Annotated in this window: 2 protein-coding genes; both read right to left on the bottom strand. The window is 71.3% G+C overall.

Features of this window, described 5'->3' with window-relative positions:
• Positions 1-13: 13 nt before the first annotated feature.
• On the bottom strand, positions 14-4,663 hold the full coding sequence (locus HOV77_RS18265; protein ID WP_290863619.1) for a type I polyketide synthase: 4,650 nt from the start codon (positions 4,661-4,663) through the stop codon (positions 14-16).
• 6 nt (positions 4,664-4,669) lie between these two features.
• Positions 4,670-12,922, bottom strand: a complete 8,253-nt coding sequence (locus HOV77_RS18260; protein ID WP_290863618.1) for a type I polyketide synthase — start codon at positions 12,920-12,922, stop codon at positions 4,670-4,672.
• Between the last annotated feature and the right edge of the window lie 290 nt (positions 12,923-13,212).

Raw genomic sequence — 13,212 nt, 5'->3', positions numbered from 1 at the left:
CAGTCGCAGCCGGTCATGAGAGACCGAGTTCTTGTTCGATGAAGGCGAAGACCTCGGTGGCGGACGCGGACTCCAGGTCGGTGCCGACGGTGTCGTCCCGCCCGGCGTACAGGCGGCCGATCAGCGTCTGGAGCCGGGCCAGCACCCGGTTCTCCTCGAGCTCCTCGGTGGACAGCCCGGTCAGCAGGTCCTCCAGCCGGTCCAGTTCCGCGAGCACCGGCAACACCGCAGCCCCCTGCCCGCACAGCTCGGCTTGGAGGAACTTGGCCAGCGCGAGCGGGGTGGGATAGTCGAAGATCATCGTGCTGGGCAGCGCGAGACCGGTCAGCGCGCTCAGCTTCGACCGCAGCGTCACGGCGTCGACCGAGTCGAATCCCAGGTCCCCGAACGACTTGTCCGGGCCGACGTCAGCCGCGCTTTCGTATTCCGCCAGCTCCGCCACCTGGTCGCGTACGCGATCGAGGAGCAGTTGCAGCTGACCCGCTCCGGGCAGCCCGCCGAGGGCCGCCGCGAGTTCCTGACCGGCGGTCGCCGACTTCTCCGCCGGATCGCCGTCGAGGATCGCCCGTACTTCGGGCAGCCCGTCGAGCAGCGCCCGCTGCCGCGCGAACGTGTACGCCGGAGCGAACCGAGCCCAATCGAAATCCGCCACGACCAGGTGGGATTCGTCGGCGTCGAGCGCGCCCGCGAGCGCCTGGACGGCGACGGCCGGACGCATCGGCAGCGTGCCGACCCGGCGCAGCAGCGAACCGAGTTCGGCGTCGACCATGCCGCCGGCCCAGGGTCCCCAGGCGATCGAGGTCGCCGTGGCTCCCCGGGCTCGGCGCCGGTGCGCGATGGCGTCCAGGACGGAGTTCGCACTCGCGTACGCGGTCTGCCCGACACTGCCCCAGACGGCCGACCCGGACGAGAACAGCACGAACGCCGTCAACACCTGGTCGCGAAGCAGCTCGTCGAGGTTGCGTGCGCCGGCCACCTTCGCCCGCGCGATCTCGGCGAACTCCGCCGCGGTGAGTTCCTCAGGCGGCGCGACTCGTTGGGCCACCCCGGCGGCGTGCACCACGGCGGTGACCGAGGGAGCCCGGTCCAGCAGCTCGGCAAGCGCAGCACGGTCGGCCACATCGCACGCCTCGATGGTGACCTGCGTACCGAGGTCGGCGAGTTCGGCGGCCAGCTCGGCCGCCCCCGGTGCGGAAGCGCCACTACGGCTGGTCAGCAGCAGGTGCTCGGCACCTCGGGCCGCCAGCATGCGAGCGACGTGTGCGCCGAGGCCGCCGGTGCCGCCGCTGATCAAGGTGGTTCCCCGGGGCTGCCAGGCGGACCCCGAGCGGGCCGCTTCCGCACGCGCCAACCGGCGGCCGTAACAACCGGAAGCCCGCAGCGCCAGTTGGTCCTCGCCCCCAGAGTCGGCGAGTACGCCGGACAACCGGGCCAACGCGGCATCGTCGAGCCCGGTCGGCAGATCGACGAGACCACCCCAGCTCGCCGGGCGATCGAGACTCAGCCCGATGCCCAGCCCCCACACCGCCGCCTGCGCGTCGGAAGCGACTTCCTCGTGGCCGGCCACCGAGACGGCACCCGTCGTGAGACACCAGAACGGCGCGGTGATCGCCGCGTCGGCGAGGGCCTGGGCCAGCACGAACGTACCGATGGATCCCCGGGAGACGGCGTCATCGGCCGGCCAGGACCGGTCGTCGAGGGCCAGCAAGGAGAGCACGCCCGTCGGCGGTTCCAGACGTCGGAGGCGATGCGTGAGCTCTTCCCGGGTGTCGTCGCCGACCTCCAGGAAACTCACGGTTGCGCCGTTGCGGCTCAGTTCGGCGGCCACCGCCTGTGCTTCGGCTTGCGCGTACGCGGCCGGAACGGCGAGCACCCACGTTCCGGAGAGCTGCCCGGCCTCCGGCCGCTGCCGGAGTTCCCACTCGACCCGATAGCGCCAGGAGTCCACTGCGGACTTCCCCGCCGGTGCCGGGGTGTCGACCCAGTAGTGCCGGTGCTGGAAGGCGTACGTGGGCAGGTCGACGCGGTTGCCGCCGCCGTGATAGTTCGCCCAGTTCACCGGTACGCCTCGCACGTACGCCCGCGCGATTCCGGTTGCGAGCGCCATCGGCTCGGCCCGCCCCCGGCGGAGAGTCGAGATGAATTCGCCGCCTCCGGTCAGGCAGTCCTGCCCCATCGCCGCCAGCACCGAATCCGGGCCGAGTTCGATGAACGTGTCGACGCCGGCCGCCTCCAGTGCGCGTACGCCGTCGGCGAAGCGGACCGCCGAGCGCACATGGCTCACCCAGTACGCCGAATCGGCCAGGCGAGCGTCGGACACCACCTCACCGAACACATTGGACAGCACTGGAATGCGCGGAGGGTGGAACTCGAGGTCGGACACCGCCGCCTGGAACTCCGCCAACATCGGTTCCATCAGAGCGGAGTGGAACGCGTGGGACACCGCGAGCTGCTTTGTCTTGTGGCCCAATGCTTCCAACGCCTTCGCCACCGCGCCGACCGCGTCCCCGGAGCCCGAGACGACCACGGACGACGGGCTGTTCACGGCAGCGATCTCCGCGCCCGGAATCAGCAGCGGAGCTACGTCGGCTTCGGTGGCGAGCACCGAGACCATCACTCCCCCGGCGGGGAGCCGACCGATCAGCCGACCCCGGGCGACGACCAGCCGAGCCGCATCCGGGAGCGACATCATCCCGGCGACGTGGGCTGCCGTGACCTCACCCAGCGAGTGCCCGCCCACGAAGCCGGGGCGTACGCCCCACGACTCCAGCAGCCGGAACAGCGCCACTTCGACGGCGAACAAGGCGGGTTGGGCGTACCGAGTCTGCTCCAGGAGATCGGCGTCGTCGCCCCACATGACGTCCAGCAGCGGCGTGTCCAAATGCGGGTCCAGTTCGGCGACGACTTTGCGTAGCTCACTCGCGTACGCCGGGAACTCGTCAGCCAGTTCCCGTCCCATGCCGAGTCGTTGCGCGCCTTGGCCGGAGAACAGGTACGCGACACCGGGCTGGATCTTCGCCGTGCCGGTCACCACGCCCCTGGCCGGATCGCCGCCGGCGAGCGCCTGCAGTCCGCGTATCGCACCATCGCGGTCGTCGGCCAGGACAACAGCGCGACATGGCATCGCCGACCGCGTGGTCGCGAGTGAGAAGGCGACGTCTCGGAGATCCAGCGTCGGCTGATCGGTCAGGTGAGTAAGCAGCTTGCGGGCCTGTTCTTGGCGAGCCGGTTCGCCGTGCGCAGACACGGTGAAGACCGTCACTGCCGGTGCCGGGCGAACCCCGGCCGGCTCAGGCTCCACGGACTCGGGCGACGGAGCTTCCTCCACGATGACGTGCGCGTTCGTGCCGCTGAGCCCGAACGACGAGATGCCCGCCCGGCGCGGCCGCGCCGATCTCGGCCAGGGCTGTGCCTCGGTGAGCAGGGCGATGTCGCCGCTCGACCAGTCGACTCGGGGGGTCGGCTCGTCGACGTGCAACGTCTTGGGCAGCAGGTCGTGCCGCATCGCCTCGACCATCTTGATGATGCCGCCGACCCCGGCCGCCGCCTGCGCGTGGCCGATGTTGGACTTCAGGCTGCCCAGCCACAGCGGGCCCCCGGCCGAGCGGTCCTGGCCGTAGGTCGCCAGCAACGCCTGGGCCTCGATCGGATCGCCGAGCACCGTGCCGGTGCCGTGCGCCTCGACGACGTCCACATCGGACGCCTTGAGTCCCGAGACGGCGAGGGCTTGCCGAATCACTCGCTGTTGGGACGGCCCGTTCGGCGCGGTCAGGCCGTTGGACGCGCCGTCCTGGTTCACCGCCGAACCGCGTACGACGGCAAGCACGGGGTGGCCGTTGCGGCGCGCGTCGGACAGGCGCTCCAGCAATAGCATCCCGACGCCCTCGGCCCAGCCCGTGCCGTCGGCCGCCGCCGCGAACGACCGGCACCGGCCGTCGGCGGACAACGCCCGGTCCTGGCTGAAGCCCACGAACGGGGCCGGGGTGGACATCACCGTCACCCCGCCCGCTAGCGCCAGGGCGCACTCGCCCGCCCGCAACGCGTACCCGGCCAGGTGCAGCGCCACCAGCGACGAGGAACACGCGGTGTCCAGGGTCACCGCCGGGCCTTCCAAACCCAGCGAGTACGCGATCCGGCCGGACGCGACGCTCGCCATCGTGCCGATGCCGCCGCCCGAGGGATAGTCGTGGTACGCGATCCCGACGTACACCCCGGTGTCGCTACCGGCCAGCGAGGCTGGATCGACACCGGCCCGTTCCAGCGTCTCCCAGGTCGTCTCCAGCAGCAGACGTTGCTGGGGATCGGTCTCCCGGGCGTCGCGCGGAGTGATGCGGAAGAAGTCGGCGTCGAACTCCCCGGCCTCGTGCAGGAAGCCGCCCTCCCGGACATACGTGTGCCCGGGGGTGGCGGGTTCGGGGTCGTAGAGTCCGTCGACGTCCCAGCCTCGGTTCTCGGGAAAGTACGAGACTCCGTCCGTGCCCGACGCCACGAGGTCCCACAAGTCCTCCGGCGACCGGACGCCACCGGGGAACCGGCAGGCCATCGCCACGATCGCTATGGGTTCGCGCTCCTTGGCCTCCAGATCGCGTACCTGCCGCCGAGTCTGCTGAAGTTCGGCCGTGGCGCGCTTGAGGTACTCGCGAAGCTTGTCACTGTCCCCCACCGAGACTCACCCGATTCCCAGCTCGTCGTCCAGCACCTTGAACAGCTCGTCGTCGGTGGCGGCCTGGTAGTCCAGCCGGACTTCGCCGTCCGCCGGTCCGGCGTCTCGCCAGCCTCGGAGCAGCGCCTCCAACCGGGCGGTGACGACAGCCCGATCACCGTCCACAGTGGCGAGCAGCTGCTCCAGCCGGTCGACCTCGCCGAGGACCAGCCGAGCCGGGTCGTCACCCGGTGGGGCGAGCACGGTGGCGAGATACACCGACACCGCCGAGGCGGTCGGGTAGTCGTAGATCAGCGACGGCGGGAGCTGCGTACCCGCGAGTGTGCCGAGCCGTCGGCTCAGCTCGACCGCGGCGAGGGAGTCGAAGCCCAGTTCGGCGAGTACGCGGTCCGGCGGAACGTCGTCGGCCGAGTCGAAGCCCAATGCCGTGGCGACCTGATCGCGTACGACGCCGATGAGCACACCGGCGCGCTCGTCCGCCGGGCACTCCGCCACCCTGCGCCGGAGTTCTTCGCCGGCCGCGAGGACCTCGGGCTGCTCGTCCACCGCCGTATCCGCGAACAGCTCGCCACCGTCCCGTGGGGAGAGCCAGTACCGCCGCCGCTGGAACTGATACGTCGGCAACGAGACCGGACGCGCGCCCCGACCGGCGAAGAAGGCGGCCCAATCGACGTGGGCGCCCCGCTCGTGGACTCGGCCGATCGCGGAGATTAGCTCGACCTCTTCGTCACGGTCACGGCGGAGCGCAGCGGCGAAGACCGTCGTCGGATCGTCGACGCACTGCGATCCCATGGCCGAAAGCGCGGCGTCCGGCCCCAACTCGAGGAAGGCTGTGGTGCCGGCGTCCGCCATGAACCGCACGGTGTCCCGGAATCGCACCGTCTCCCGGACGTGCCGGGCCCAGAAGCCCGCCGCGCCGAGTTCGTCGGCCCCGGCGACTGTGCCCGTCAGGGCGGACACGATCGGCACGGCCGGTTCGTGGTGCACGATGCCGTCGGCGAGCGCGGCGAACTCCGCCAGCATCGGCTCCATCAGCGGCGAGTGGAAGGCGTGCGAGACCCGAAGCCGCGTACGCTTCCGGTCCGGGAACTGATCGCTGATCGCCGCCACCTCGGCCGTGTCGCCGGAGATCACCACTGCCCGGGGTCCGTTGACCGCCGCGATCCCGATTCCCGGGGTCAGCAGCGGCTCGACTTCTTGCGGCGTCGCCTCGATCGCCACCATCGCTCCACCGGGCGGCAGCGCCTGCATGAGCCGCCCTCGGGCGACGACCAACGCCACGGCGTCGGCCAGCGAGAACACCCCCGACGCGTACGCCGCGGTCAGTTCACCGATGGAGTGCCCGCCGAGGTAGTCCGGCCGGAGTCCCCACGATTCGACCAGCCGATAGAGGGCCACCTCGACGGCGAAGATCGCGGGCTGGGCGTACCGGGTCTGGTCGAGCAACTCGGCGTCGTCGCCCCACATGACCTCCAGCAGCGGCCGGTCGAGATGCCAGTCGCACTCCTGGGCCACCGCCGCCAGCGCCTCGGCGAACACCGGGAAGGCTGCGTGCAGTTCCCGGCCCATGCCGAGCCGCTGCGTACCCTGGCCGGTGAAGAGGAAGGCCAGCCCACCACCGGAACGCACCGCCTCGCGATCTGCCAGCGAGGCAAGTGCCTTGGTCAAAGCGGCCTGATCGCGGCCGACGGCCACCGCCCGATGCGGGCGCACGGCGCGCCGCGTGGCGAGCGAGTACGCGACATCCAGCGCACCGATCTGGGGATCCGCCCGGACGTGGTCGAGCAGCGCACCCACCTGAGCCCGCAGTGCCGCCGGAGATTCGGCCGAGACGACCCAAGGCAGTACGCGCTCCGGAGCCGGTTCGACCGGGGCGGCATCCGCAGGCGGAGCCTGTTCCAGCACCACGTGCGCGTTCGTCCCGCTGAGCCCGAAGGAGGACACGGCGGCGTGGCGCGGCCGATCGCGGTCGGGCCAGTCCACCGTCTCGGTCAGCAGCCGCACGTGCCCGGCCGACCAGTCCACCGCGCTCGTCGGTTCGTCGGCATGCAGGCTCACCGGCAGTACGCCGTGCCGCAGCGACTGAACCATCTTGATCACACCGGCGACCCCGGCGGCGGCCTGCGTATGCCCGAGGTTGGACTTCAGCGAACCGAGCAACAGCGGTTGATCTTCCGTCCGATCCTGCCCGTAGGTGGCGAGCAACGCCTGCGCCTCGATCGGATCGCCGAGCTTCGTGCCTGTGCCGTGCGCCTCGACGGCATCGACCTCCGAAGTGGACAGACCGGCGTCGGCCAGCGCCCGCAGGATCACCCGTTGCTGGGCCGGGCCGCTCGGGGCGGTGAGCCCGTTGCTCGCGCCGTCGGAGTTGACCGCGCTGCCGCGTACCACGGCCAAGACGTCATGACCGTTGCGCTGGGCGTCGGACAGCCGCTCGACCAGCAGTACGCCGACGCCCTCGGACAGCCCGGTGCCGGCCGCCGACTCGGCGAACGAGCGGCAGCGGCCGTCGGCGGACAACCCCTGCTGCGCGCTGAAGTACAGCAGCGATTCCGGGGTGGCCATCACGGTCACCCCACCGGCGAGGGCCAGATCGCATTCGCCCGCCCGGAGGGCGCGTACCGCCCAGTGCAGGGCCACCAGCGATGACGAGCAGGCGGTGTCCACAGTGGCGCACGGCCCCTGCAAGCCGAAGGTGTAGGACACCAGGCCTGCCGCGATGGACCCGTTGGCGGTGCTGCCGGGATAGTCGTGATACATCAGCCCGGCGAAGACACCCGTGTTGCTGCCGTGCAGCGAGGTGACGTCGAGCCCGGCCCGTTCGAACGCCTCCAGGCTGGTCTCCAGCAGCAGGCGTTGCTGCGGGTCCATGGCGAGCGCCTCGTTGGGGCTGATCCCGAACAAGGTCGGGTCGAACTCCGCCGCGCCTTCGAGAAAGCCGCCGCCCCGGGCTGAGATGCGGCCCGGCAGGCCCGGCCGTTCGTCGTAGAGCCGCTCGATCGGCCAGCCGCGATCATCCGGGAACGGGGAGGCGACGTCCCGCCCGTCGACGACCAGCTGCCACAGATCCTCCGGGGACGACACACCACCCGGGAAGCGGCATGCCATACCGACGATCGCGATCGGCTCGTCGGTGTCTGCTCGCGGCGTCGGCGCGTCCACCCTGACCCCCGTACGCACACCGCTCGTCGCGTCGCGCAGATGTGCGACGACGGCTGCGACGGTCGGGTAGTCCCAGACGAGGGTGGCCGGCAGGCGTACGCCGACCGCGGTCGCCAATGCGTCGCGCAGCTCCAGCGCGGTGAGGGAGTCGAAGCCGAGGTCCCGGAAGTTGCTGCCCGGGTCGATCACCGCGGTCGAGGCGTACCCGAGGATGCGGGCGACCTGTTCCCTAACCGTGCTCAGGATCGCCTTCTCCAGCGTGGGGCCGGTGAGCGTCCCGAGTGGACGGACCAGGCCTGCCGCGTTGGCCGCCGTACGCCGGGCCGCCGCACCGGGCAGCGCACGGAGCATGGCGGGAGCGCCTGAGCCGATGTTGAGGCGCAACCGGGCGACCACCGGCCGCGGCCGGCCCGACCGGAGCGCGGCGTCGAACAAGGCGAGCCCGTCTCGCACGGGCAACGCGGTGATGCCGTGCCGGCTCATCCGGCTGTGGTCGGCGCGGTCGAGCACGCCGGTCAGCCGGGTCTCGGTGTCCCACAGGCCGAGCACCATGGAGGTGGCGGCGAGCCCGGCGTCCGCCCGGTACGCAGCCAGCGCGTCGAGGAACGTGTTCGCCAGCGCATAGTTGCCCTGACCGGGTGCGCCCAGCAGACCCGAGACGGACGAGAGCATCACGAAGAAGGCCAGCTCGTGGTCCTTCGTGAGATCGTGGAGATGCCACGCCGCGTACGCCTTGGGCCGCAGCACGGTGTCGAGCCGCTCGGGGTTCAGCGAGCCGATCACGCCGTCGTCCAGTACGCCCGCCGCGTGCACGACACCGGTGAGCGGATGCGCCGGGTCGACGACGTCCAGCAGCTCGGCCAGGGCCGTGCGCTCGGCGACGTCGCAGGCGGCCACCGTCACCGCAGCACCCAACCCGGACAGTTCGGCGATCAGCTCGTCGGCCCCGGGCGCCTGCGGTCCGGATCGGCTGACGAGGAGGAGGTGACGGACGCCGTGCTCGGTGACGAGATGCCGGGCCACCAACCGGCCGAGGCCGCTGGTGCCACCGGTGACGAGGACCGTCCCCGACGGGTCCGGCTCCCGCCTCGACTCGCCCATCGCAAGGGACGGGTCCAGCCGGCGCAGGCGCGGAATCCACAGCTCGCCGTCGCGTACGGAGTACTCGGGTTCGTCTCCGGCGAAGACCGCGCCCAGCACCTCGGCGGAGGCCGGTCGCCCGTCGGTGTCGACCAGCAGGACGCGGCCGGGGTTCTCCGACTGCGCCACTCGCACCAGCCCGGCGACCGCCGCGAGGGCGAGCGACTCGGTGGCGTGCGCGCCTTCGGTCAGCACCACCAGATTCGCGTCGGCGAACCGATCCTGCATCTGCCAGTCCTGAATGGACTGAAGCACTCGGGAAGCCGTCGTACGCAACGCTTCCGGGACGTCTCCGTCTGGCTGCGTAGAGCGCAGCACGACGACTGCGGGCACCGGCCCGTCCTCGGTCACGTCTTCGAGGTACGCCCAATCCACTGACGCGTCCGGCAACGGCGTCGGGAACCACTCGACGGCATACAGCGGACCCGGTCCGGCCTGTGCCGGGCGGGTCGCCAGCGAAGCCGCCGAGAGCACCGGACGACCGGCGCTGTCAGCCACCTGGACGCTGAGTCCCGTCGCCGACCCGGGAGCAACGCGTACGCGCACCTGGGTGGCTCCGGCCGCGTGCAGCGCCACGTCCGCCCACGCGTAGGGCAGCCGAGTCTCGCCGGGTTCGCCGCCGACCATGACCGAGTGCAGAGCCGCGTCCAGCAGCGCCGGATGCAAGCCGAATCCGCCGAGCCCGGCGACCTCCGGCAGCACTGCCTCCGCGAAGACCTCGTCACCACGCCGCCAGACCGCGCGCAACCCTTGAAACGCCGGGCCGTAGTCGTAGCCGTCCGCCCGCAGCCCGTCGTACGCACCGGTCAGGTCGACGGCAAGAGCCCCCGCGGGCGGCCATTCGGTCAGCTCGAATCCGGCCGGCTCCCGGTCGGCGACGAGCACGCCGGTGGCGTGCCGGATCCAGTCCTGGTCGCTCACCGCGGCGTGGATGTCGACCGGCCGGCCGCCGCTCGCATCGGGCAAGCCGATCCGGACCTGCAACCGCACCGGCTCCTCATCCGGGAGGACGAGCGGCTCCAGCAGGGTCAGCTCGGCAAGCCGGGCGCAGCCCGCCTCGTCGCCGGCCCGGATCGCCAACTCGACGAACGCGGTGGCGGCTAGCAATCGAGTGCCGAGCGCGGAGTGATCGGCCAGCCACGGATGCGTTCGGGTCGCCATCCGCCCGGTCACGAGGGTGGAGCCGTCGCCGAGCGTAACGGCCGCCCCCAGCAGCGGATGGTCGACCGGCCGCTGCCCGAGCGCCGCCGCGTCCACCTCCCCCGCGGTTGCGTCCAGCCAGTAACGCTCGCGGTCGAAGGCGTACGTGGGCAGGTCGACGACGGTCGCCTCGGCCTCCGCGAAAGTCGCCGTCCAATCCACGGGTACGCCGCACACATGGGCCTGTGCCAGGGAAGTGGTGAACCGGCGCAGACTGCCGTCGTCGCGTACCAGGGTGCCGAGCGCGGTCGCGGGGGCGCTCGACTCGTCGAAGATCTCCGACAGCCCGGGACGCAGGATCGGGTGCGTCGAGCATTCCAGGAACGCGCCGTAGCCGTCGGCCAGCAGTGCGCGTACCGTCCTCTCGAACTCCACCGTGGAGCGCAGGTTGCGATACCAGTACGCCGCGTCCAGCTCGGCGGTGTCCAGCCGCCCGCCCGTCACGGTCGAGTAGAACGGCATCGCCGACGGCTGCGGCTCGATCCCGGCGAGGCACGCGTTCAGCTCGTCTTCGAGCGCGTCCACCTGAGCCGTGTGCGCCGCGAAGTCGACGTCCGGCACGGCCCATCGCATCACCCGTGCAGCCGCCAACTCCCGTTCGAACCGGCGGAGGTCTTCGGGATTACCCGACACCACAACGGTTTTGGGACCGTTGACCGCCGAGACGTCGAGCCGCCCGCCGTAGGGTTCGAGCCGTTCGCGTACCCAGTCCTCGGCGGCGACGACCGACAGCATTCCACCGTGGCCGGTGAGCGCCAGCAGCGACTTGCTGCGCAGCACCACCACTTTGGCGGCATCCGCCAGCGTCAGCACCCCGGCGACGCAGGCGGCCGCGATCTCCCCCTGCGAATGCCCGGCCACCGCCGACGGCCGTACGCCGTGCGACTGCCACAGCGCCGCCAGCGACACCATGATCGCCCAGAGCACGGGCTGCTGCCGGTCGACGGGCTGCCAGGACGACTCCCGGACGACCTTCATCAGGTCCCAGTCGACCAGCGGGGTCAGCGCCTCGGCGCACTCGGCCATCCGGGCGGCGAACACGGGTGACGTGTCCAGCAGGTCCACCGCCATGCCGGGCCAGGCCGAGCCGACACCGGGGAAGACGAACACCGTACGCTGCTCGCCGCGCGCCACGCCGGTCACCACACCCGAATCGGCCGTCTCTCCGGCCAGCGCGGTCAACCCGGCGAGCAGCTCGTCCCGGCTCGCTCCGACCACCACCGCCCGGTGATCGAGCGCGGCCCGGGTACGCACCAACGACAACCCGACATCGACGGGATCTGCCTCGGCGTACTCGATGATGTGATGGCGGAGGCGACTGGCTTGACCGCGCAGCGCTGCCGGAGTCTTCGCGGACAGGGTCCAGGGGGTGATCGGGAGCGCGCGAGCCGGGACCGTCGGGCGGACGGGCGCCGGGGCTTGTTCGAGGATGACGTGGGAGTTGGTGCCGCTGACGCCGAAGGACGAGACGGCCGCGCGGCGCGGACGACCGAGGTCGGGCCATGGTCTGGCCGAGGTGAGCAGCTGGATGTCGCCTTCGGACCAGTCGACGCGCGGCGTCGGCTCCTCGGCGTGGAGGGTCTTGGGCAGTACGCCGTGGCTGAGCGCGAGGACCATCTTGATGATGCCGCCGACCGCCGCGGCCGCCTGCGTGTGGCCGACGTTGGACTTCATCGAGCCGAGCCAGAGCGGCTGACCCGCCGGACGGTCCTGCCCATAGGTGTTGAGCAGGGCTTGCGCCTCGATCGGGTCGCCGAGTTTCGTGCCGGTGCCGTGCGCCTCGACGACGTCCACATCGGAACCCGTCAGCCCGGCGAGGTCCAGCGTATGCCGGATGAGCCGCTCCTGGGCGGGACCGTTGGGCGCGGTGAGGCCGCTGCTCGCACCGTCCTGATTGGTCGCGATCCCCCGGACCACGGCCAGCACCGGGTGACCGTTGCGTTCGGCATCCGAAAGGCGCTCGACGACCAGTACGCCCACCCCTTCGCCCCAGCCGGTGCCGTCCGCCTGGGCGGCGAACGAGCGGCAGCGCCCGTCGGGGGACAACGCCTGCTGCTGAGAGAACTCCAGGAAGACGTCCATTGTGGCCATGACGGCGACGCCACCGGCGAGCGCGAGGGAGCACTCCCCCGAACGCAGCGACGCGACCGCGAGGTCCAGCGCGACCAGGGAGGACGAGCACGCGGTGTCGATCGTCATGCTCGGCCCCTCGAGACCGAGCGTGTAGGACACCCGCCCGGAGGCGAGCGATCCGACGCCCTGACTGTCGGGATAGTCGTGATACATCAGCCCGGCGAACACGCCGGTGGCGCTGCGCTTGAGCGAAGTCGGGTCGATCCGGGCTCGTTCGAGCGCCTCCCACGACGCCTCCAGCAGCAGCCGATGCTGCGGATCCATCGTCAGCGCGTCGCGTGGCGGAATCCCGAACAGCCCGGCGTCGAAGCTCCCGGCGTCGTAGAGGAACGCGCCCTGCCGGGCATAGTTGCGGCCGGCCTTGCCCGGTTGCGGGTCGTACACGCCCGCCGTGTCCCAGCCGCGGTCGGTGGGAAAGTCTGCGACGGCATCGACCTCGTCCATCACCAAGCGCCACAGGTCTTCCGGCGAATCGACGCCGCCGGGGTATCGGCACGCCATCCCCACGATGGCGATCGGTTCTCCGGCGGTCCGGCGCTCGAGGTCGGCCAGCCGCGCGCGCGTCTCGCGCAGCGTCGCGGTCGTGCGCTTGAGGTAATCGAGGAGTTGGTCCTCGTCAGCCACCCGCGTACCACCCCTCTGGTCGATCTCGGCTTGGTCGGTCCCGGCTGTTCCAGGACGTGATGGATCGCCGTCCGGCGCGGGTGCGCTCGGTCGTCGGGCTCCGTCGTCGGGCTCGGCTTTCGGGCTCGGCTTTCGGGCTCGGCTTTCGGGCTCGGTGCCGGGGTGAGCAGGTGCGAATGGTGCCGGGCGTGCGGGTGAAGTCCGGCGGGCCAGGCCGGGAGAACGAAATCGAAGCTAGCCAGCCGGTAAATCGCCGGTCAACCCCTACCGCCCATCACCGGGGGCCCCTA

The sequence above is a fragment of the Hamadaea sp. genome (assembly GCF_013362815.1).
Lineage (GTDB): Bacteria > Actinomycetota > Actinomycetes > Mycobacteriales > Micromonosporaceae > Hamadaea.
Note: the sequence above shows the minus strand (reverse complement) of the source record. Positions and strands in the feature narration are given on the sequence as shown.